Origin of the sequence: Providencia sp. TYF-12 (assembly GCF_041344805.1) — a bacterium.
Taxonomy (GTDB): domain Bacteria; phylum Pseudomonadota; class Gammaproteobacteria; order Enterobacterales; family Enterobacteriaceae; genus Providencia; species Providencia huashanensis.
Genome location: NZ_CP166833.1, coordinates 2,128,722 through 2,151,312 on the forward strand (window position 1 = coordinate 2,128,722; position 22,591 = coordinate 2,151,312).

26 protein-coding genes are annotated in these 22,591 nt (G+C 39.0%); 7 read left to right on the top strand and 19 right to left on the bottom strand.

Translation table 11 applies throughout. The annotated features are described in order from the left end of the window. Nucleotides 1-409: 409 nt before the first annotated feature. Nucleotides 410-1,243, top strand: coding sequence for a Sir2 family NAD+-dependent deacetylase (gene cobB, locus ABE954_RS09460; RefSeq protein WP_042844305.1), 834 nt, complete (start codon nt 410-412; stop codon nt 1,241-1,243). 48 nt (nt 1,244-1,291) lie between these two features. Here the strand turns inward: cobB and ABE954_RS09465 are convergent, their stop codons facing one another. Next, nucleotides 1,292-2,002 (bottom strand): SDR family oxidoreductase, encoded by a 711-nt coding sequence (locus ABE954_RS09465; protein ID WP_042843465.1) that lies wholly within the window; start codon nt 2,000-2,002, stop codon nt 1,292-1,294. A gap of 385 nt (nt 2,003-2,387) precedes the next feature. Here ABE954_RS09465 and pepT point away from each other — a divergent pair, with 385 nt between their 5' ends. Beyond that, a complete protein-coding gene (gene pepT / locus ABE954_RS09470) occupies nt 2,388-3,623 on the top strand; it encodes a peptidase T (RefSeq protein ID WP_042843466.1) in 1,236 nt (411 codons plus the stop codon). 93 nt (nt 3,624-3,716) lie between these two features. Here the strand turns inward: pepT and ABE954_RS09475 are convergent, their stop codons facing one another. The 9 genes from ABE954_RS09475 to rluE form a co-directional block, all read right to left on the bottom strand. After that, nucleotides 3,717-4,316, bottom strand: coding sequence for a LysE family translocator (locus ABE954_RS09475; protein WP_042843467.1), 600 nt, complete (start codon nt 4,314-4,316; stop codon nt 3,717-3,719). A 343-nt stretch (nt 4,317-4,659) separates the two neighbouring features. Continuing rightward, nucleotides 4,660-5,784 carry a cupin domain-containing protein gene (locus ABE954_RS09480; protein ID WP_166686903.1) on the bottom strand — a complete coding sequence of 375 codons (1,125 nt, stop codon included), beginning with the start codon at nt 5,782-5,784 and terminating at the stop codon, nt 4,660-4,662. Nucleotides 5,785-6,046: 262 nt separating this feature from the next. Further along, nucleotides 6,047-7,504: a two-component system sensor histidine kinase PhoQ gene (gene phoQ, locus ABE954_RS09485; RefSeq protein WP_173424794.1), complete on the bottom strand. Its 1,458-nt coding sequence runs from the start codon at nt 7,502-7,504 to the stop codon at nt 6,047-6,049. Nucleotide 7,505: 1 nt separating this feature from the next. Continuing rightward, a complete protein-coding gene (phoP, locus tag ABE954_RS09490; RefSeq protein WP_048607402.1) occupies nt 7,506-8,180 on the bottom strand; it encodes a two-component system response regulator PhoP in 675 nt (224 codons plus the stop codon). 251 nt (nt 8,181-8,431) lie between these two features. Beyond that, nucleotides 8,432-9,802 (bottom strand): adenylosuccinate lyase, encoded by a 1,371-nt coding sequence (purB, locus tag ABE954_RS09495; RefSeq protein ID WP_042843471.1) that lies wholly within the window; start codon nt 9,800-9,802, stop codon nt 8,432-8,434. A 17-nt stretch (nt 9,803-9,819) separates the two neighbouring features. Continuing rightward, a complete protein-coding gene (gene hflD, locus ABE954_RS09500; protein ID WP_042843472.1) occupies nt 9,820-10,446 on the bottom strand; it encodes a high frequency lysogenization protein HflD in 627 nt (208 codons plus the stop codon). 2 nt (nt 10,447-10,448) lie between these two features. Next, nucleotides 10,449-11,552, bottom strand: coding sequence for a tRNA 2-thiouridine(34) synthase MnmA (gene mnmA, locus ABE954_RS09505; RefSeq protein WP_042844306.1), 1,104 nt, complete (start codon nt 11,550-11,552; stop codon nt 10,449-10,451). Nucleotides 11,553-11,692: 140 nt separating this feature from the next. Further along, nucleotides 11,693-12,142, bottom strand: a complete 450-nt coding sequence (locus ABE954_RS09510) for an NUDIX domain-containing protein (protein WP_042844307.1) — start codon at nt 12,140-12,142, stop codon at nt 11,693-11,695. After that, nucleotides 12,135-12,794, bottom strand: a complete 660-nt coding sequence (rluE, locus tag ABE954_RS09515) for a 23S rRNA pseudouridine(2457) synthase RluE (RefSeq protein ID WP_181468562.1) — start codon at nt 12,792-12,794, stop codon at nt 12,135-12,137. The genes ABE954_RS09510 and rluE overlap by 8 nt, the downstream gene beginning before the upstream one ends. A gap of 543 nt (nt 12,795-13,337) precedes the next feature. Here rluE and icd point away from each other — a divergent pair. After that, nucleotides 13,338-14,591, top strand: coding sequence for an NADP-dependent isocitrate dehydrogenase (gene icd, locus ABE954_RS09520; protein ID WP_371025861.1), 1,254 nt, complete (start codon nt 13,338-13,340; stop codon nt 14,589-14,591). A 121-nt stretch (nt 14,592-14,712) separates the two neighbouring features. Here the strand turns inward: icd and ABE954_RS09525 are convergent, their stop codons facing one another. From ABE954_RS09525 to ABE954_RS09565, 9 genes are all read right to left on the bottom strand, one after another. Beyond that, on the bottom strand, nt 14,713-15,840 hold the full coding sequence (locus ABE954_RS09525) for a site-specific integrase (RefSeq protein WP_112308303.1): 1,128 nt from the start codon (nt 15,838-15,840) through the stop codon (nt 14,713-14,715). Next, nucleotides 15,821-16,063 (bottom strand): excisionase, encoded by a 243-nt coding sequence (locus tag ABE954_RS09530; RefSeq protein WP_112308304.1) that lies wholly within the window; start codon nt 16,061-16,063, stop codon nt 15,821-15,823. The genes ABE954_RS09525 and ABE954_RS09530 overlap by 20 nt, the downstream gene beginning before the upstream one ends. Before the next feature lie 38 nt (nt 16,064-16,101). Then, nucleotides 16,102-16,635, bottom strand: a complete 534-nt coding sequence (locus ABE954_RS09535) for a 3'-5' exonuclease (protein WP_371025862.1) — start codon at nt 16,633-16,635, stop codon at nt 16,102-16,104. An 877-nt stretch (nt 16,636-17,512) separates the two neighbouring features. Then, nucleotides 17,513-17,989 (bottom strand): hypothetical protein, encoded by a 477-nt coding sequence (locus ABE954_RS09540; protein WP_371025863.1) that lies wholly within the window; start codon nt 17,987-17,989, stop codon nt 17,513-17,515. Between the two features lie 14 nt (nt 17,990-18,003). Then, nucleotides 18,004-18,771: a hypothetical protein gene (locus ABE954_RS09545; protein WP_371025864.1), complete on the bottom strand. Its 768-nt coding sequence runs from the start codon at nt 18,769-18,771 to the stop codon at nt 18,004-18,006. Nucleotides 18,772-18,854: 83 nt separating this feature from the next. Next, nucleotides 18,855-19,757, bottom strand: a complete 903-nt coding sequence (gene rdgC, locus ABE954_RS09550) for a recombination-associated protein RdgC (RefSeq protein WP_371025865.1) — start codon at nt 19,755-19,757, stop codon at nt 18,855-18,857. A gap of 151 nt (nt 19,758-19,908) precedes the next feature. Further along, the gene (csrA, locus tag ABE954_RS09555) at nt 19,909-20,100 is read right to left on the bottom strand and encodes a carbon storage regulator CsrA (RefSeq protein ID WP_226693410.1); all 192 of its coding nucleotides are present in this window, start codon (nt 20,098-20,100) and stop codon (nt 19,909-19,911) included. Nucleotides 20,101-20,134: 34 nt separating this feature from the next. Beyond that, nucleotides 20,135-20,344 carry a hypothetical protein gene (locus ABE954_RS09560; RefSeq protein ID WP_094962334.1) on the bottom strand — a complete coding sequence of 70 codons (210 nt, stop codon included), beginning with the start codon at nt 20,342-20,344 and terminating at the stop codon, nt 20,135-20,137. Between the two features lie 349 nt (nt 20,345-20,693). After that, nucleotides 20,694-21,233 carry a helix-turn-helix domain-containing protein gene (locus tag ABE954_RS09565; RefSeq protein WP_229597461.1) on the bottom strand — a complete coding sequence of 180 codons (540 nt, stop codon included), beginning with the start codon at nt 21,231-21,233 and terminating at the stop codon, nt 20,694-20,696. Nucleotides 21,234-21,397: 164 nt separating this feature from the next. Between ABE954_RS09565 and ABE954_RS09570 the strand changes: the two genes are divergently transcribed. The 4 genes from ABE954_RS09570 to ABE954_RS09585 all read left to right on the top strand — a co-directional run bounded on the left by ABE954_RS09570 (nt 21,398) and on the right by ABE954_RS09585 (nt 22,590). After that, nucleotides 21,398-21,667: a helix-turn-helix domain-containing protein gene (locus ABE954_RS09570; protein ID WP_371025866.1), complete on the top strand. Its 270-nt coding sequence runs from the start codon at nt 21,398-21,400 to the stop codon at nt 21,665-21,667. A 2-nt stretch (nt 21,668-21,669) separates the two neighbouring features. After that, nucleotides 21,670-22,128 (top strand): YmfL family putative regulatory protein, encoded by a 459-nt coding sequence (locus ABE954_RS09575; protein ID WP_371025867.1) that lies wholly within the window; start codon nt 21,670-21,672, stop codon nt 22,126-22,128. An 83-nt stretch (nt 22,129-22,211) separates the two neighbouring features. Then, complete coding sequence (locus tag ABE954_RS09580; RefSeq protein ID WP_371025868.1) at nt 22,212-22,421, top strand: hypothetical protein; 210 nt, start codon at nt 22,212-22,214, stop codon at nt 22,419-22,421. Further along, on the top strand, nt 22,411-22,590 hold the full coding sequence (locus ABE954_RS09585; protein ID WP_071548505.1) for a DUF4222 domain-containing protein: 180 nt from the start codon (nt 22,411-22,413) through the stop codon (nt 22,588-22,590). Before ABE954_RS09580 ends, ABE954_RS09585 begins: the two co-directional genes overlap by 11 nt. The last annotated feature ends 1 nt before the right edge of the window (nt 22,591 follow it).

Consider the following 22,591-nt stretch of genomic DNA (forward strand, 5'->3'; position numbering starts at 1 on the left):
AATCCCTTTTAATGGTGAATAATCATTACAGCAAAATCGACGAGCGGTATATTAACCGTAGGTAGTCATATCAAGAAGGTTTTTTTTATTGTTTTACAGTTCTAGGGATATTGGGGATTAATATGAAAGAAAGATGTCAGTTTTATGAAGAAAAAGTGACAAGTTCGATGCCCTCGATATTTTTATTTGCATTCGTCATTGTGATGAGTTCTAGTGTGTTAACATTAAGATAGTGCAAAGTTGAATATGTAAATGTGAGATATACTAATAAAAATATATAGAAGCATATTTATTTGTACACTAATGATAAATCAGAGAGTAGAGCCGCTAAATACAGCGTTAAACAAGTACTCGGCCTCGTCTAGGTGTCAAGTTTATTAGTTACATGGATGAAAGGAAGTTTTTGATGTTGCGATTTCGTTATAGATTAAAAAAAGCTCGTAAAAATAAATGTGTACGTCGCCAGCGACTTCGCAACCGGTCTTTTTATATAGATAACAGATTAAATAATATGAAAAATGTGAATATTGTCGTATTGACTGGTGCGGGGATTTCAGCTGAGTCAGGGATCCAAACATTTCGTTCTGCGGATGGTTTATGGGAAGAGCACCGCGTTGAAGACGTTGCAACGCCGGAAGGTTTCGAACGTAACCCTAAACTGGTTCAACGTTTTTATAATGAGCGTCGTCGGCAATTACAGCAAGAAAATATCAAGCCTAATGCGGCGCATTATGCTTTAGCTCAGCTTGAAGAGTTACTTGGCGATCGCTTTTTATTGATCACTCAAAATATTGATAATTTACATGAAAGAGCCGGGAGTCAGCGTATCATCCATATGCATGGTGAATTATTAAAGGTACGTTGTAACTGGTCAAATCAGGTTGTCGAGTGGAAAGGGGATTTATCAGTGGAAGACCGTTGCCACTGCTGTCAGTTTCCACAGCCATTACGTCCACATATTGTTTGGTTTGGTGAAATGCCTATTGGCATGGATTATATTTATCAATCTATTGAATCAGCGACTATTTTTATTTCAATTGGTACATCAGGCCATGTGTATCCGGCAGCGGGCTTTGTTCATGAAGCGAAGTTACATGGTGCACATACAGTTGAATTAAATTTAGAACCGAGTCAGGTAGAAAGTGAGTTTGATGAAAAGCACTACGGCTTAGCCAGTAAAATTGTAGTGGAATATATTAATAAGCTTATTACAGAATTACAGGTAAAAAGCACAACGAAATAAGTCAACTTCAGGCTAAGGGAAACGGTCATTTCCCTTAGCTATTCCTCTTTATACATTTAAATCCATCATCGCCGGCATTGTGATTTCCTTAACACAGGTAGCATTACTGGTGCTTAGGATAAAACGTACTGCATTGACAACATCTTGTAATGGGATCAATTGCCCGTGACTCTTCTCAATAACCTCAGCCACAGGGACAGACAATGGGTATTCTGTAGCAAGATAACCTAAGTTTATGATAGAAATGCCAATTTTATCTTCACGTAATGTTTCCCTTAGCGATTGCACTATTCCCCTTAAGGCATATTTTGTGGCGGAAAATGCAACTTCTTTACCATTATGATTATCTAGCCCCCATGTAGAGCCAATTAAAATTATTTTACTGTTTTCAGCTGAGCGTAAATTAGGTAATAGCATTTTTAAATTTAATAAACAGGCGCTGATATTCGTCTGGATAATATTGAGTAACTCAAGGTCATCAGTTGTTTCAAACTGGTAATCGTCACTAAAAGCCAGGTTTTCCCAAATTCCTACATTGTAAATTAAGGTGTTAATCGGTTGTTCTTTAACCTTATCTTTAATGATATTAGCAGACTGGCTATCATTTAGGTCAGCGGGGAGCCAAGTAAAATTACTTTGCTCAAACGGGGGTTTGGAACGAGAGACGCCGTAAACCAGCTCTTCATTTGTGGGAATACCTTCAACAAGTGCTTTGCCCAATCCTTTACTCACACCATAAATCAAATATGTTTTTGACATAAACGCCCCGATAACTTGAATAAAAATTACATTAATTATTATAAAAAATAATAAACGAAATAATAATGCGTCAGATATAGCACAGTATTAATAAATAATAATAGGTAATTAGTGCAATTGATAAATGATATTTAACTTAATTCACTGTTTTAACTAACAAATATAGGGGGTAATAAAATAATACAATTTAATTATTCCCCTAACTAGTCTTAGGTATTAAAAATGGTTAGTTGCAAGAGAAAATCAAAATAGTGTGTAAAAAATAAATTTCATTAAAGATTTATTGCGAAAACCTGCAAGCATTAACAGCAAAGCTGATTTGAGACAATAATTGAATCTGTGATCTTTCCCATAATACAGACATTGATATTTGAGGGGGAAGGGTATGGACAAACTCTTGGAGCGGTTTTTTGAATATACGGCTTTTGATACGCAATCAAAATTGAATGCTAAAACAGTGCCTAGTAGTGCCGGTCAGCTAAAGTTTGCACGCGCATTAATGAAAGAACTGATTGACTTAGGTTTCGAAAAGGTAACACTCAGTGATCAAGGTTGCTTGATGGCCTATTTGCCGTCAAACGTTGATTGGGATGTTCCAACTATTGGTTTTATTTCACACTTAGATACGGCACCTGATTTTTCGGGGAAAAATGTTTGCCCACAAGTACTCGAAAATTACCGAGGTGGTGATATTGCCCTTGGGATTGGTGATGAAGTGTTATCCCCTGTCATGTTCCCAGTTTTACATGAAATGATTGGGAAAACATTAATTATGACTGATGGTAAGACGCTACTTGGTGCTGATGATAAGGCGGGTATTGCGGAGATTATTACAGCATTAGTGCGCCTAAAAGGTAACAATATTCCACATGGTAAAATTTGTTTAGCATTTACCCCTGATGAAGAAATTGGGCGTGGCGCTCGCCATATTGATTTCAAGCAATTTGATGCATTGTGGGCTTATACTGTCGATGGCGGTGGTGTTGGTGAATTAGAATATGAAAACTTCAATGCGGCGAATGTATCAATCAAAATAGTCGGGAACAATACACACCCTGGAAATGCTAAAGGGGTGATGGTAAATGCTTTAGGGCTAGCTAACCGTATTCATTCGATGTTACCCGCAGATGAAACTCCCGAAAAGACGGATGGATATGAAGGTTTCTATCATTTAACATCGATGAAGGGAACGGTAGAAAAAGCAGAACTGAACTATATTATTCGTGACTTTGACTTGGTAAGCTTCGAAGCAAGAAAGAAAAATATTATTCGAATTGCTGAAAAAGTAGGGGAAGGCTTACACCCGAGCTGTTATATCGAGCTGACATTGGACGATACCTACTACAATATGCACAAAGAAGTAATGAAATACCCACATGTGGTTGAATTAGCAAAACAGGCCATGATTGATTGTGATATTAACCCTATTATTCAACCTATCCGCGGTGGAACTGATGGTGCTCAGCTTTCACATCGTGGCTTGCCGTGCCCAAATATTTTTACTGGGGGGTATAATTTTCATAGTAAACATGAGTTTATCACCCAAGAAGGGATGGAGCAGGCCGTTAGTGTCATTATGCGTATTGCTGAACTTACCGCAATACACGCCCGCCAGTCATGAGGGGCTTAATGAACCTGTTAAGCTCAGTACAATAAGTACTGAGCTGAGGTTATTGAGCAAGCGGGATAATTTCCGTTTTATGTTATGGGTATTTCATTGCAATAGCACGGATATACCACTTAGTGCGAGTAAAATACCCATCACTAAGTTAAAACGTTTTAATGTACTAGGTTGCTTCAGTTTTTCTCTTAATTTACTACCAAACATTGCCCAAATAGCCACACATGGCCAGTTTATCAAAGCAAATATGATGGCAACTAATAATATTGAGATATAAGGTTCTATCGTATTGGTATACATTGCCATCCCTGATATCGCCATCATCCATGCTTTAGGGTTAATCCATTGAAATAATGAAGCCTCAAGTAATGTTAATGGCTTTATGTCTTGCTGATTTACTTGAGCAATAGAATGGCTGATGGTTGTTTTCCATGCGAGCCAAAATAAATAAATAATACCAATGTATTTTAATGTTGAATAAACAAGTGGTAATGATTGAATGAGTGCACCAACACCTAAGCCAACAGCAATAAGCATGATGAAAAAGCCAATTGAAACACCAAGCGAATGTGGTAACGTTTTTTGAAAACCAAAGTTGACCCCTGAAGCAAGTAACATAATATTATTAGGGCCTGGGGTAATGGATGTTACAAATGAAAACAGGGATAAAGCTAAAAAAGTTTCTATATTCATAAAGTTATAATCATTGAAAGGTTATTAATTATTCGCCCAAGCTTAATCGGTCTAAGCAAAAATATTCTAGAATTAAATTTTAAAAACACTTTATCTTTGAGTGCCTATTTGTGAGGCTTAATTTTTTATCAATGTTATTGATACGGAAGTAAAATAAACAGGAAAGCAAACTTTATAGATATTCATAAAGATATCTAAAGGGAAAGGGGGTGGCTTCGGTTTAACTGGGAATGATAATAAAAGTTATATGCTAACTAGAATGTAATGAATAAAATTTAACCCCCAATAATTGTTTTACCAATATTGGGGGTGTTTTCGGTAAATTTAATGTTTATAAAATGGACTAATCATCAAAATACCAATAACCATTATTCACTAATGCGGTAATGAGCGCGATAAAGTTAACGTCATCGATAGCATCAGCTAAAATTTTGCTGTTTACCGCATCATAACGACATAGGCTATCAGCAGCTTCATAGCACTGGGTCTCTAAACATTCACCATTAACAAAAAATTGGTCACCAACACGCAATGCTCGGAGCCCGTTTAGTTTGTATAGGGTTTCCTGTTGTGTTTTTAGCAAGTCATAGATTTCGTCATGCTCATAAGGCGGTTCTGGTGGTGCAATGTCTAGTTCATGGCGAGATTGTGAAATGAATTCACCAAGCCATTTACGGAACAGGTCAGGGTCATTAATCAGAGACTCCATCATTTCGCGTAATTTAATTTGTTCCCCTTGTAAAATTTCCGCAGGGTTATCACGGAATGATAAATCAGGGTCGCTGTAACGGTAGCTGCCTAAATCATTCGAAATTAAATGGTCGGCAAAACTACTGATTAACTCACGCGTATTAGGGGCTCGAAAGCCTACTGAATAGTTTAATGATGGCTCAATTGCATAGCCTTCATGCGGGAACCCTGGTGGGATATACAAAATATCACCGGGCTCCATTTCTTCATCAATGATGGCATCAAAAGGTTGAACTTGTAGTAAGTCAGGGTGAGGGCAATGTTGTTTCATCGGGATTTTTTCCCCAACACGCCAACGACGACGACCTTCACCTTGAATAATAAATACATCGTATTGGTCAAGATGAGGGCCTACACCACCACCAGGAACCGAATAGGAGATCATTAAGTCATCCATTCGCCAATCAGAGAGAACACGAAATGGCTTCATTAGAGCGGAACTTGGATAGTGCCAATGGTCAACGGCTTGGACTAAAATAGACCAATTTTTCTCACCGAGATGATCATAACTCTCAAATGGGCCATGACTTACTTGCCAAATTCCTTCTTTATGGCTGACTAAACGGCTATCAACCTCATCTTCCATCGCCAAACCTGCAAGTTCATCAGGTGAGATAGGATCAATAAAATTTGCAAACCCTTTTTTGATAAGCAGTGGGCGCTTCTGCCAGTGGCTATCCAGAAAACTTTGCCAGTCTAGATTTAGTTTGTAATCCATCTTATTGTCCCTTGGAGCTGTTGAATATTGCTGATGGTGTTACGGCAATACCACAGGCCATAATGGTACGAAATGACCTTTATATATGAAGTAAGTCACTTAGTACTTCTTTTAAATAAATTAGGTTAGCCATAATTATTGAGGGCTGCTATTTATATGAATATAGATAGCAGTATTGGAGCAGCCCCTAGTAATAAGACTCCCTAAATAGTATACCGGAAACGTATCATAAAATAGGGAATAAGTGGGTTAATATCACAGATTAACTATCTTCGATCATAGATTGCTGTCTAAATGTGACGGCTAAGCGAGCACCACCGAGCGGGCTATCACTAATTGTGATCTCCCCATCATATTGGTCAATAATGTCGACCGCGATGGATAAGCCGAGACCTTGGCCTGGACGAAGGGTATCGGCACGTTGGCCTCGAACGAAAATTAAACTGCGTTTGCTTTCCGGGACGCCAGGGCCGTCATCATCAACAATTAACGTTAGGCTATCAGGCCCAGTCACCGCAGTGACTTCGACAAATTCTAGGCAATATTTGCATGCATTTTCCATAATATTACCCATGACTTCCATAAAGTCATTAGGCTGACCGAGCCAAGTGATTTCTGGAGAAACTTCTACTGTGATAGCAACTCCTTTGTGCTGGTAAACTTTATGCAAGGCGCTCGCTAAGCTATCTAATATTGATGGAACAGATGAAATTTCACGCAACATCATGTTTTCATCACCTTGTGTGGAAGCGCGGTGCAAATAGTAGCCGACCTGTTGTGAGATCCTGCCAATTTGTTCAAGCATAATAGGTTCTGCTTGGTCAATATTCATCTGTTTACCCGAACGTAACAAGCGTAGGGTCGATTGTAATACTGCCAATGGGGTTTTAAGGCTATGGGTCAGGTCAGAAAGCGTGGTTCGGTATTTACTATAACGTTTCCGCTCGTTAGTTAATAAAATATTGAGGTTACGGACTAACCCTCGAAGTTCTGAAGGCGGGTTTTCATCGAGTGTATCTCGTTCCCCCTTTTCTAAGCTACCAAGCTGTGAAACTAATGATTTAATTGGGCGTAAGCTCCAATAAGCCGCTAGCCATAATAATGGGATAACTAAAATTAAATTAGCAAGTAACACATAGCCAAACCATTCCCAGACTAGACCTGTATTTTGCAAGTCTTGTGGAAGTGTATCCACCACGACAATGGTTAGGTTTGGTAGGTTTTCGCTGGCGGCATATTGGCTGACTGATACAGAATGGGTGAGTGGCTCATCATCATTGTCCATATCATCCAGTTTATTATTTAGCTCAGGGTTATCATTAAGCAGTTGACGGGTTTCACGGATGTCAGTATCAATCTCATATAACCCTTCCTTTTTTAGCCAATCATTTCGGATCAGCCTTTCAACGCTAGGCACATCGCGTTGACGCCATAATACTTGCCCTTGATCATCATAAATAATCACTAATGTGGGGTTATTTAACGTGAAGTTAGGGGGAACACGGATATCAATTTTATTATTTTGCCACTGTGCCAAGCTATAAATTAAGTTACTTTGACTACGCAAAAGGGTGTAAGTTGTTTTATCAAAGCTAATTAAATAGCCCAATATGGCAACGATACCGTAAGACAAAGTGAGTGCCAAAATGACCGCAGAGGTTGCACATAAAAAACGTGCTCGAAGCGAAAGGGGCTTAAATTTAAATTTACCTAACTGCATATTAGCCATTCACATCAAAACGATAGCCTTGACCACGAACGGTGACAATTACATCATCACTATGAAATTGCTGTATTTTTTTTCTTAATCGCCCCATTAATACATCGATTGTATGGCTTTCTCTTAGTTCAGCATCGGGGTAAAGTTGGCGCATTAATGAATCTTTGCTGACGACTTTGCCATTGTTGCGTAGTAAGGTTTCGATGATGGTATATTCAAATGCGGTTAATTTGACGGCTTCACCGTTAACGGTGAATTCTTTGCGTGATAAATCAATAACAAAATTACCTAGTTCTAATACCTGTGAGGCTAGGCCGCTATTTCTTCGCATCAGTGCCTGCATTCTTGCGACGAGTTCTTCTAGTTGGAAAGGTTTAGTGACGTAATCATCAGCGCCGCTGTTTAAAGCTTGAACTTTTTCTTGCCAGCTTTCACGTGCAGTGAGAACTAAAATTGGGATATTTACATGCGCACCGCGCCAGCGTTTGATCATTGAAAGGCCGTCTTCTTCAGGTAAACCTAAGTCGACAACTGCAATATCAGGGCAACTTTCATGCAAAAAGTAATCCGCTTCTTTTGCGTCTTCAGCGGAATCAACTTGATGACCAAGCTCTTTCAGCTGAACCGTTAGATGGTGGCGAAGTAATGCATTGTCTTCGACGATTAAAATACGCATCTGAAACCCTCACAGTAAGGAAATGATAGTTGCTATTAATGATAATAGTAGCACTATGGTAAAAAGAGTTCTGAATAACAACAAGCGTTTAAGTAAATATAAGTCAAACAAACCCTAAAAATAGCGTATTCTTAGTAAGTCAGCGCGTTTTTGACGTAGGTTATCGACGAAGTTGGCTTTTGGAATTAAGAGGTAAGACAAATCAGTAAAAAAAGGCGGCACAGAGGCCGCCGAAATAGTCTAAATCAGTTTTATTTAAGCTCATCAATAAAAGTGACAGCGTAACCAATATAGTTAGCAGGTGTCATTTCTTTGAGGCGCGCTTTTTCATGCTCTGGCAGTTCTAAACCATCAATAAACTGTTTCATCCCCTCAGCGGTAACACGCTTACCTCGGGTAAGTTCTTTCAGCTTTTCATAAGGTTTTTCAATGCCATAGCGGCGCATAACGGTTTGAATTGGCTCGGCTAAGACTTCCCAATTTTGGTTTAATTCATCCAACAGGTGCTGTTCGTTCACTTCCAGTTTGTTTAAACCTTTCATGGTCGATTGATAGGCTATTAAAGCATAGCCTAAACCTACACCTAAGTTACGTAATACTGTGGAGTCTGTTAAGTCACGTTGCCAACGAGAAACAGGCAGTTTACTGGCTAGGTGACCTAATACAGCATTAGCTAAACCTAAGTTACCTTCAGAATTTTCGAAATCGATAGGGTTGACTTTATGTGGCATTGTAGAAGAACCGATTTCACCAGCTACTGTTTTTTGTTTGAAATGGTTTAATGCGATGTAACCCCAAATGTCACGGTCGAAATCTAACACAATCGTGTTAAAACGTGCGACACAATCAAATAGTTCCGCAATATAGTCATGAGGTTCGATTTGTGTGGTGAATGGGTTCCACTGGATACCTAAAGAGGTTACGAAGGTTTCACTAAACTCGTGCCAGTTAACTTCAGGGTAAGCTACCATATGGGCATTATAGTTACCGACAGCACCGTTAATTTTACCTAAAATCTCAACCTGTTGTAACTGACGATATTGGCGCTCTAAACGATAGGCGACGTTGGCGAATTCTTTACCAATAGTCGATGGTGTTGCTGGCTGGCCATGGGTGCGAGATAGCAACGGCAAGTTGCGGTACTCATGTGCCATCGCTTTAACTTTATCAATTATTTGGCGCCATTGTGGTAATAAGACTTCTTCACGCGCTGTTTTTAACATTAAAGCATGAGAAAGGTTATTGATATCTTCTGATGTACAAGCAAAGTGAATAAATTCAGAGACGGCGTGTAGTGCAGGGATATTTGCCACTTTTTCTTTTAGGAAATATTCTACTGCTTTAACGTCATGGTTAGTTGTACGCTCAATCTCTTTAATGCGCATTGCATCTTTTTCACAGAAGTTCGCGACAATTTCATCTAAGTAAGCGATTGCGTCATTATCAAATGAAGGAACTTCTTTGATTTCAGCGGTTGCAGCCAGTTTTTGTAGCCAACGAACTTCAACTTGCACACGAAATTTCAGTAAGCCAAACTCACTAAATATAGTGCGTAAAGCGCTGACTTTATCACCGTAACGGCCGTCAATCGGGGATACAGCGGTCAGTGAGGATAATTCCATTGGTAGCAACTCCAGATTTAAAGGTGAGACAAAATATCTTTCGCCTGATTAGCCAGACGATTGCGAGAGAACATTAGTTGGATACGGCTTCCACCTACTTGCTGCCAAAGTACTGCGCAACGAATACCCGCGAGTAAAGTGGCTCTAACTTTAGCCTGTACTAAGGTATTTTTCAGGATGTCAGGGGAGCCTGTAACTTGAATTCGTGGGCCAGCAGGGCTGACAACATCGACATAAATACCAGCAAGCGCATTAAATACACCTTCTGATAGAGGCTCAAAATAGCTAGCTTGCCGTTCAAATTGCTCAATACGTTGACCCAGTTGATTCATCGCTTCCTGGTTTTTATTGAGACGGCGTTCAAGCACCATAATGCTCAACATATAGCGGGTCATTTCAGCAGATAAACCACTATTTCCACCCGTTAACATGCCCAACATAGCATTTAGACCAGTTTTTAAGTTTGCTTCATCATTACCAAATACATCCAATGTTGATTTTGGATTCATATTGGTGAGGCAATTGACCATGGTTTCGGTGTCTTGGTCTTGACTAATGCCTTCGTGAGCAAGCTTCTGAACCATTGCGCTTGCTTGGCAGATACCCGCTAACGCAAGCGTGATATCATAGTAGTTTTTAGCCACATTTACTCCTGAATACGGGCTTCAATGATGCCGCCGCCGAGACAAACTTCATTTAGATAAAAGACAGCAGATTGCCCTGGCGTAACGGCTGCTACAGGGGCTTCAAATATAACCTCTATGCGGTCTTCGCTTAATGGTGTAATAGTACAAGGGATATCCGCTTGGCGATAACGGGTTTTTACTACACAGCGTAAAGGCTGGGTTAATGTTTCTCTGTCAACCCAATGCAATTGTTGGGCGATTAACCCGACGGACATTAGACGAGGGTGTTCATGCCCTTGTGCAACGATAAGGACATTATTTTGAACGTCTTTATCGACGACATACCAAGGTTCTTCAGAACCTTCTTTAGTCCCACCAATGCCTAAGCCTTTACGTTGCCCTAATGTATGATACATCAAGCCTTCATGCTGACCTATGGTTTCACCATCTACTGTAACGATAGGGCCAGGCTGTGCGGGCAGGTAGCGGCCTAGGAAATCACGGAATTTGCGTTCACCAATAAAGCAGATCCCTGTGGAGTCTTTTTTCTTTGCAGTAATTAAACCAATTTCCTCTGCGATGCGACGTACTTCAGGCTTTTCAAGTTCACCTACTGGGAACAAGCTTTTAGCAACTTGTTGGTGACTTAAGGTATATAAAAAATAACTTTGGTCTTTATTGCCATCTAAACCACGTAATAACTGGCTTTTGCCTGCAATATCACGACGACGGACATAATGGCCCGTAGCGATGTAATCTGCCCCTAAATCTTCAGCGGCAAATTCTAGAAATGCTTTAAATTTGATTTCTTTATTACATAAGATATCTGGGTTTGGTGTACGACCAGCTTTATATTCAGTCAAAAAATGTTCGAATACGTTATCCCAATATTCTGCTGCAAAATTGATGGTATGTAATTCAATGCCTAATTTGTCACAAACGGCTTGGGCATCGGCGAGGTCGGCTGCGGCAGAACAATATTCCGTGTCGTCATCTTCTTCCCAGTTCTTCATAAACAACCCTTCAACCTGATACCCTTGCTGTTGCAGCAAATAGGCGGATACAGAGGAGTCAACACCACCGGACATACCGACGATGACTTTTTTTAGGCTGTTGTCTGACATGGTACTGTTATTTGACATGGAAATAGTCTCAATGCGGAAAAATCAAGCCCCATACTTTAGCATGTTGTGACCTTGTTGCACCAGCGTTTGAGGGGAATATTATTGCTTGATGAAGATTTCACCAAGCAATATGTGGGGCGTTAAAGGTAGTCCTCACCATATGCAGCCAAGATATCAAGGGGGTAGTGGGTTCCTGTCAAGAAACAGCGTAGACTTTCTGCAACTAAGGGCGAACGCAGATATTGGCTTTCTAATATTTCCTGAGCACTAACCCAGTGACAAGCGCTAATATCGCTATCTTGTGGTTGTGTTTCACATATGGACTCTAGCTCGACAGCAAATAAAACACGGATAAACTGAGTCTTATCAGGTGCAATCCATTGGTGGATTTTAATTAACTGTGAGGGGCAAGCGTCAATTCCTGTTTCTTCATATAACTCACGTTTTGCGGCTTGCAAAAGTGTTTCATTTGCTTCTAAGTGCCCAGCGGGTTGGTTCCACGTTGGCTTTTCATTTACCCATTCTTCAACGACTAAATATTTGCCTTGAGCATGTACGATAGTTGCAACAGTGACATTAGGTTTAAACAACATTTACCTCCTTCCATTCACCAACAGAAAGGTTCCCCAAACTGAATTCACCCACTTGGTAGCGGATCAGTCGTAATGTAGGGTAACCAATATTTGCTGTCATTCGGCGGACTTGTCGATTTCGTCCTTCATATAAAGTGATTTTTAGCCAACTTGTTGGGATGTTTTTTCGTTCTCTGATTGGTGGGTTTCTTGGCCATAACCAATCTGGTTCGTTGACGAGTTCGACCCCCGCAGGCTGAGTTAGCCCATCATTTAACTGTAAACCTTGGCGAAATTTGATTAATGCGGTTTCCTCGGGGATACCTTCGACTTGAGCATAGTATATTTTCCCTGTTTTTTTCTCAGGCTGTGTTAAGCGTGCTTGTAATTTGCCATCGTTAGTTAAAATTAATAACCCTTCGCTATCCCTATCTAAGCGGCCCGCAGCATAAATGCCAGTAATAGGAATATAGTTTTTTAATGTGTCTCGACCTTGTTCATCAGTAAATTGAGGCAAAACATCAAAGGGTTTATTAAATAAAATAACTTTACGAGGAGACTGATGGGAAAATGCGTTAACTGAAGTTGATTTTCGTTTATGCCTTAAATCAGTTGGGCGTTGATTGTATTTATACTTGTTGGTCGCTGATTTATTATTTGGCTTATTCATAATGGCTTTATGGCAGTTTATTGGCATGAATTGGTTCAATGGATATTGATTAACATTAGTGTAGGGGATTTACCCGTAAAAGCCTAGGGATGGATTTTACGTTTTAATGCAATATTTAATTAACAACTTTAAAATCATTTAAAACGATAAAGCCAATTTTCCATTTAAAAATAAACACCTATGATATAATTAAGGTGGCAATTGTGTGATGAGAGCGTGTTTTTAATTTCGGTTAATTTGTTAGTATTAATTAGGTTAAAGAAAGCGTTTATAGCATATTAAGCTATTAGAATTAGTTACCTTAAAAGAACTTTTATCATAATCAATTTTTTCTTTAAATAGGGATAATAAAACTAATCAATTGATTTCAAAGTAGTTATAAATATGTATCCCTTCAACTTATAGGATTGAGCAGTACGTTAAATGCGATCCGCATTGAAGCTTAGATGAGTAATCATTGGCGTTCGACGCAGATTGAAGTAGTATTGACACGTCTCTTACAAAAAATTAACAAGCAAAATACGCAAGTGAAAGGAGAGGTTAATGGAAAGCAAAGTAGTAGTTCCGGCAGAAGGCGCTAAAATTACCATTGATGCAAAAGGCAAACTGAACGTTCCGAACAATCCAATTATCCCTTACATTGAAGGTGATGGTATTGGTGTTGATGTGACACCCGCAATGTTAAAAGTGGTTGATGCGGCAGTTAAAAAAGCCTACAACGGTGAGCGCAAAATTTCGTGGATGGAAATTTACACCGGTGAAAAATCTACACAAATTTATGGTAAAGATGTTTGGTTACCAGAAGAAACCCTCGATTTAATCCGTGATTACCGTGTTTCAATTAAAGGTCCTTTAACAACTCCAGTTGGTGGTGGTATTCGTTCACTGAACGTTGCTCTACGTCAGCAACTTGATCTGTATATCTGTTTGCGTCCAGTTCGTTATTACAAAGGAACGCCTAGCCCTGTTAAGCAACCTGAACTGACTGATATGGTTATCTTCCGTGAAAACTCCGAAGATATCTATGCAGGTATTGAGTGGAAAGCAGGTTCAGCAGAAGCTGATAAAGTTATCAAATTCCTAAAAGATGAAATGGGTGTAACGAAAATCCGTTTCCCACAAGACTGCGGTATTGGCATCAAACCTTGTTCAGAAGAAGGAACAAAACGTTTAGTGCGTGCAGCGATTGAATATGCAATTGATAATGACCGTGATTCAGTGACCTTAGTTCATAAAGGTAACATTATGAAGTTCACTGAAGGTGCATTTAAAGATTGGGGTTACCAATTAGCACTAGAAGAATTCGGCGGTGAATTATTAGATGGCGGCCCATGGGTTAAAATTAAAAACCCTAAAAACGGTAAAGATATTATCGTTAAAGATGTGATTGCAGATGCTTTCTTGCAGCAAATCTTACTGCGTCCAGCAGAATATGATGTTATTGCTTGTATGAACCTGAATGGTGACTATATTTCTGATGCATTAGCTGCTCAAGTTGGTGGTATCGGGATCGCGCCAGGAGCAAACATTGGTTCTGAATGTGCATTATTCGAAGCAACACACGGTACTGCACCAAAATATGCGGGTCAAGATAAAGTAAACCCAGGGTCTATCATTCTTTCTGCTGAAATGATGTTACGCCACATGGGTTGGACTGAAGCGGCTGACCTAATCGTTAAAGGTATGGAAGGCGCAATTGAAGCTAAGACTGTAACGTATGACTTCGAACGTCAGTTAGATGGCGCTAAATTACTGAAATGTAGCGAGTTCGGCGACGCAATCATCAAACACATGTAATTTATTACGTGTTGTGATTAATAACGGGAGCTTAATAGTTCCCGTTTTTTATTATCACACTTGAAACGGTTATCAAAAAGTTATCAAAACGAATTATCAAAACCCACCTACATTTAGAGCCTTAAATAACAACTTTTACCCAATCTTTACCTCGGTCATCATTATATTTATCGGTCATTTTTTGCGACTTATGTCCCAGTAAATCTTTAGTGTTGATACCCTGATCCCTATACAGTCTTTCAGACAAAGATCGCTGCTCGTGGAAAGAAGCAGGTGTTCCTTCTCCCCAGTCAATATCAGTTTTATTTCGCGCTTTTTTAAAGTTTGTGGTTAGTGTATTTGCTGTAACTTGAGCGCCTCTTTCTGCTTGTGATGTTGTATGGAAATAATGAATTAAATACTGACTCACAACGCGATCGCGACATCTAGAAACAACATCACGCAAAGACATATTCAACGCATCAGATCTTAACGCTAGTGGAATAGCTAATTTACTTCCTGTCTTTTCTTGCGTTACATGCAAGTGGTCATCCCAGATATCGCTAAATTTCATTGCTGAAATATCGCCTAGTCGTTGTCCGGTAATTATTGCCAGTAGCATCGCGTTACCTAAATACTTATGTTGTTTATCCGCTACTTCAAATATTTTTTGCCACTCTTCTAAATTGAGGCGCTGGCGAGTAATTCGTCTTTTAGGTTGTTTAGTTGCAAGAGCAGGGTTATATCCTGGTGGAACTTCACCAGCATGCTGTGCTTCTTTGAATACATCAATTAACACTGAGCGAATAACCTGAGCCATGCGATGCTGGCCATTAGATTTATATTCATCGAGTATTGATGCGATATCTCTCGCATCAACAGCGGGTAAAGGTTTCATTGCTAATGAGTGCCGCATTAATTCAACAGGTTTTCTTTTTTGTTTATGTGTATTTGGTTTTATGTCACCATCAGCTAATCGCTCATCTTGTATTACCCAATAGCGATCTAGCCAAGTATTAACAGTAATTTCTTTTCCTTTAATTCTTGCCACTCTATCGCTGATCGCCATGACTTGTCGGCTGCGCTGTTCAGCTAAGCGACTATTGGCTTCAAGGGCAATTTCTCGCGCCTCGGCTTCATTGTCACCGAGGGCGTGATATTTTCCAGTTATGGGGTGACGATAACGCCAGTAAACCTTATTCGCTTTTCTACTGAACAGTGGATAAAGGTTAGGAATACTGACATTATTTTTACGTGGTCGGGCAGCCATCGCTTAAAATCCTTTGCAATTTCGGATTATCATTCTTTTTGATATCCGGTGATGTCAAATTACCGACTAGATCGGCATCCTCTCTCACGCGCCAAATACCGCCTTCTTTTTGTGCTGGTGGATAAAACAAGCCGTTTCTTGCATAGCGTTGTAATGTTCCCAGCCGAGGTGGGCGGCTGCGATAGCGATCATTGGCCCATTCCTCTAAAGTTAGCATTTGCATAACTACCTCCACACACCTGCCGCATACAGACTTAAAAATTAAATATCGTCGTTAACTGGTTTGATTAAATGCTGGTGGATAATAGACACATATTTAGCCTGATGGATTGCATCAGCTAATGCATTGTGTTGTTCTCCTTCAAATTCGAGCGTACGCTTAGGATCAATACCAGCATTATGGCCTAGCTCTACAATTGTTCTAACACAGCGATTGTTCCAATGTTTCCAGAACGGATCTAAACCGACAGCATCATATGCGTTACGCAAAATAACATTGTCAAAATCAACGCCATTACCCCACACCTGAACATCATCAGTCAGAACTCTCTCGGCAAAAAGATTTAGGTCGGCTAGTGATTCTTCTAACTCATAACTAACACCAACAATTTCCGATCTAGCTTCAGCGTTTTGCTTTATCCACCAAAGGACGGTATCAGCATCGATATGAAGACCTGCACGCTCGCAACTTCTTAAATCGACAACTTGGTAAAATGTAGGCCCAATCTCACCAGTTGAAGGTTCAAAAGCGACTGCACCAATAGAAACAATGGCTGCATTGTTATGTGTGCTCATTCCTTCTAGATCTACCATTAAGTGTTTATATTTCATTGCTAGTCCTTATCTATGGGGTGTATATTAAATTTCAGTTATTTAATTTAGTAACTTGTGCCAAGGAGGCTAAAATGAGACGTAATAGAAAAAATACAACCTGGGTTGATGTGGCATCTTGTCTATTTAGAGGCATTAGCTGTCTCATTGGTGCTTTGGCTATAATCATGCTTTCAGTTCTGATACTTTTAGCATTGTTTTACGGATTGAAATAAAAAATCCGCCCGAACATATAAGATATTAGTTGGGTATCCTTTAAACTGTGATTAGTGTGACCTCAGTCAGTGTTTTCAAAATGTTTAGCGATATACCCATTCGTAATATCGTCTATTAAATCTATCCATCCCTTCATATCTCTTCATTATCTAAATTTAATCCTATCGAGCAAAATATTTCACTAAAAATACACTTATGCGTTTTTTATTTTAGATGTATTCTCTAGTTGGCTCTTTGCGATAGAGCCGACCTTAGTAATGAGTTTTATGTGTATCTCTTGCCGATCATCCCATGTGTCGGCATTTTTTTATCTAACTTCCTTGTTAAATTAATATTGTTCACTATGCTTAAATTGCTTACACAAAGAAACTATAAATATCCCTACACAATTTGCCGCCCAATCCGTGTCGGCAATTTTTTTATTACCAGGTCTGGTTTATTAAACACTCGATATTGATTTATATTCATTAACTATGTTAAAAAGCTGATACTTATTATTACAATTAAATTACTCATCAAGATTCCCTTACCGCCTCCGTCATGGCGGTATTTTTTTAATTCATTTTGGCAAATAACCGATTGAATTGTAATTTACAGCGACGAATGCAGCGTCCATGTAGAGTTTTCATGGCAAGCCCCTTAATGATTTGTAAGTTAATTTCATTTCTTGATAAAGTTTTGTACCTTCACCAGCATCGTAAAGCTCTTTCCATTTATCCCAATTATCGATAACAGCTGACCACTGAGGTGAACATGCTTTCATTTCATGTAATTGGCTTACTAATTCAGGTACAGCCACCAGCAATCTAATGCAGCGGCCTAAATCGGCACCATCCAAAGGGTAATGATTTGGAGCGCTAAACTGACCAGAAAGAACGGAAGCCATATATCTTGAACTCGCCCCTACATCATCACTAGCAAGCCATGCAGCAAGCCCCATATCTTCAGAAGCTTTAACAAGCGGCTTTTTGAATTCTTCACAAACCAATGTTGCAGCCCTAATAATGGCATTCATATAACGAGGTTCAGCAGGTATGCCGGGTATTTGTTTTTCTATTTCATTAGAAATAGCGGAAATTAAATTAATTTGGCTAAGTTGCATAATTTATACCCTCATTAATCCCAACCATTGCTATAACAAATATCTTCTGGTGATTCATCCCAAACTAATAAGCTGCCGCCGTAATAGAGGTTCAAAATTAATTTATCGAAAGTGGAGTATGGTTTTATTATGTTTTTCCCTAAAACTTTACCTTTCACTTTGCCACTAAACAGCTCATACACTTTATGACCTTCATGCAAAAGTAATTCACTTCCATAACCATCAACTCGGACATCACCTAGATGGAATCTATAATCACATTCGCTTTCTCTTATTGAGCTATATGAAGATGTGGCCTCATCTGGGTGCAAGCTAACAAAAATAGATCCGTCACGTTCATCATCAAAAAATACCTGTGGAGAATCCCAGCCACTTTCCATGGCATCGCTAGTGTTGTCTTTGATAAATGCCTCCCATAGATCAGAAGCTTTAATGTATTTAGGGCACTCTTCGTCACTTGTGAAATCTTTTACTAAAGCGGCAACCTTTTCCTGTAAGTCGGTTTCGATTCCTGAGTTTTCCCAAGAGTTACGCATTTTTTCAGCAACCAGCGTGTTGTATTTTTTCAAATCAACCACATCCTCTATATTCGCAGGTAATGCACCCTCCATTGCCTTATTAAAAGCCTTACCGAAATCTCCATAGGAACGAAAGGCATCATCAACAACACTGGTAAATAATTTAGTGATGCCTTTATCAATAATTTCTACTGCTTGTTCGCTATTTGCAAACTCAACACAACGCTGAGTTAATAATTCACTTAATGTTAGTTCTTTAGACATAATTAATACTCCACACAAAATTTAGATAATAAGATTCCGTCTCTTAATAAAGAGAATTAAATTCCTTGGTGTTGGTTAAATAGTTACTCTGTTTTTTCTTTGTATTTTAATAATTCAATTAATAACTCAATGGTGTCTATCATATAAAACATAAATAAAGAATTAACATGCCGATGACGGAAAACTCTATCACCATCACAGTCAACTTCACTAATTGGTTTTATTCCCTTGAATTCGAAGTTATCACTTAATTTAAAGACAATATCTAGGGTTGATAATTCCAATAGGCTGACACGAAATCCATTTGATAGACTCTCACTTAATTCGCGTTGGACATAGTGCAGTTCAGCGTCGTATTTAACAGACTCTAATTTTTTCTCTACTTTTCTTTGCAGCAAGTAGAAGTTGCAAGGATATAACTTCCCGCCAAAGCAGTCTGCTGGTGGTTCATTGTTTATGTAGTTAATCAGGCGAGTTGTTATACCGTTCTTAGCATCATCAACATGGATTGTTTCTGTTTTTACCGAACCACAAACCTTAATTAAGCATCTAACAAGCGCTTGGTGCTCTGGTTTGCGAGTGCTCGATACAATAAGAAAACCTTTTTTAACGTGATAAAGGGCGGTGATGATTTTTGTTTTAGTTAAAGCAACTTTAAGCATTTCCTCTATAGCTATTCGCTTTACTTCTGCTTCATTTAAGTCATTAGCGCCTTGCTCTTTCAATTTTTCAATGCGTCTATTAACCTCAAATGCAATGGCAGCTTTAGGAAGTATCTTTTCATCAATACGAAAAGTAATAATATAACCACCTTCAATTGGCGTAACTAACTCACCTGTAATTTTATTCGGAATAAAACCATAGCTAATAGAATGTGACTCTAAAATATCAACAAAGGGTAATTCTTTTAAATGACTTTCTAAAACGTCAGCGCTGGGTAATTCAGCTTTAAAAATAACACAGCTAGTAATTGGAAAACGTTTCATTTGTTTTTTCCTCAAATATAATTAACTCCACACAATAAATAAGACCACTGACAATATATAAAGATATATTACCTAGTATGGACTGACATAAAGTCAGTGGCCTTATGTATTATGAAAAAGGGCGGTGCGATACCGCCAAAAACTACAAGGGTCACTTATTACTAGCAGTGGCGTTTTTAATTTCTTCTTGAATAGCGTTATAAATCTCTTGTCGATGTACGCCAACATCTTTTGGGGCTTCGATACCGATCCGCACTTGGGTACCTTTGACACCTAAAACAGTCACTTTAATATCATCACCAATCATTAAAGTTTCACCGACTCGACGAGTTAAAATAAGCATTCCCATACTAAGTACTCCACACAATTGAATTCAGTTAAGCACTAACAGTAACTGCACACATATCCATGCACTCTGCAATTTCTTCGTCGAGCTTTTCGAGTTTAGATTGCAGCTCATCACGCTCGTTACGTAGTTTTTGCAGATTGTTAATTTGTTTGGCTTTTTCCAGTATCCACTCGCGTACATCATCCTGCGACATTGGCACACTAAAAGTAACGATTGGTTCATTTGAATTGGTTTGCATGATATCCACCTAGTAATTGTCTTGATGGAATAAATATAGCAATGAGTATTAATTATAGCAATAAGTATATTTTATTTATTTTAAGATAGATTGTATTTAATTGAAATTAAAAGAATTATTTTTTTATTTTTATAATAATACGAAAGGCTATTAGAATTTTTATAGAATAATTCTTGCAAATTTTACTTGAGAATATAAAGTATAAAACAATTTACTGTATAAATACACAGTAAATAACCAAAAGCTACGATGTTATATTCGAGAGGAATGAGACGATGGTGATAGTTTTGGTGAGAGATGGGGTTGGTGAGTATAGAGAGGTGCTTGTTAGTAAAAAAAAGAAAACAAGCTACCTCCTGAAATCACGAACAAGAAAGACAACTACTCCGATAAATAGTGCAGAGGATAAATCAATCAATGGCACTCTATTATCATCAACTGACAGGAAGCCGTGACTACCACCATCTAAAAATTTATATACAGAAATAGAATTGTTGACCTGCGCTATCACCAGATCCCCCGTTCCTGGTGTTATCTCAGTATCTACAATAGCGATACTCCCGTTAGGTGCCTCAGCGCACCCTGTATTGCGACTAAGGACATATGCACGGTAAGACGGTAATGGCTTGCCCATGGGGGATAAAACGAAATCGTCAGTCTCACCAGTCTCATCCCAAACTGAAATATTAAGAGATTTATCTAGCCTAAATTTTTGCTCGTTATTAGACCCTTCCATTTCCCCAATGCCGTTCGCCAACCAATCAACATTCACGCCAAGAGCATTAGCTATATCAACTAATTTAACAGAGCCTTTAGCTTTTCCATTAACTAAACGCCAGATAGTAGGTTGAGCAACACCTGATGCTTCAGCTAAAGCACCCTGAGTCATATTGCCCCTATATTTCATAGCCTTTTGAAGGCGTTCAGACAGTGTCGTTTTCATGAATGCGAATTTATAGTCATGCGTATTAAAAATCAAATTCTCATTGCTATTGTATAAATTAATACTCATTGCTATTATTTATCTCACGACAATACTAAAAGGGTTAAAAAATGAAAAACGAAGCAATTCAAAAAGCAATTGATATTGCTGGGGGGCAAAAAAAACTAGCTGACTTATGCGGCGTTAGCCAACCTACAGTTTGGCGTTGGCTTCATGGAGGTGGTGTAGACGCAAGGTTGGTTATGTCTATTGTGAAAGCCACCAACAATGCTGTTTTACCTCATGAAATAAGACCAGATCTGTATGAACTAATTGGAACAGGCAAACGATACCAAAACCAACTAACTGAGTTAACTACCAACAAAACAACGGAATTGTAGATATGTGCAAACAAACATTAAAAGAAGTTGTGAAAGAGATGTGTAAGGCATTCCCTGGTGGGCGTTCTGCGATGGCTGGCGCTTTGGGTATTTCTGAAACCACTTTCAATAACAAGCTGTATGAGAAAAACGGCTGTCGTTTCTTTGAAAATGATGAACTTGAAGCGATTGAGGAATTATCAGGTACTAAGTTGCTGGTGGAATATCACATGGAACGCCACGGAATTACACCGGCAGTAAAAATTGAAGCTGAGAGCTTAGATACGGTTGAGTTATTTGATATTCAAATACGCCTTGGTGCAATGCAAGGGGCTTTAAGCGTTTTAATCAAAGACAGTATTTCTGATGGCGTTCTAACACCTGATGAAACAAAGGCTATCTACAGAAAGATGGAAAAAGTCTTTGCTTATGCGCTTGGGTTTGTTGGTTCTTTGGAAAGTGTTTATGGGATTAAACTATGATGAGCATAACTAGAAAGGTTGACGCCCCAGATATGCGGTCCGAGGCGTCGGGTGCTAATAACAACTTGTGTGGAGTAACTAGCATGAGCAGTTTAAACCAATTTCAACATAAAAAGCAATTTCGCTGCTTACCAATATCAAAATCTGGTCCGTTTCAATATGTAGAGATCATAACGTCAGCTGACGAGTCGGGCAACTACCAGACTGAACAACAATTGGTAGATAGCAAAGCCCTAAGAGATAGCTGGGCTAAATACTATTTCCGCAGTGGGAGAGAGGTTAGTGAGCAATGAAAAGCATAAAAACCTTAATCGATACTTCCGAGATAAGCGAGGCCGTATTGTCCATGTTGTTGAGTGGGACAAACCAAGGCAACGGGTTGTTTTCATGCTCGATGACTATGAGCACCCCTGTTTTGAGCCCCTCGAACAATTCAAAAAATATTACACAGAAGTTAAGTAAG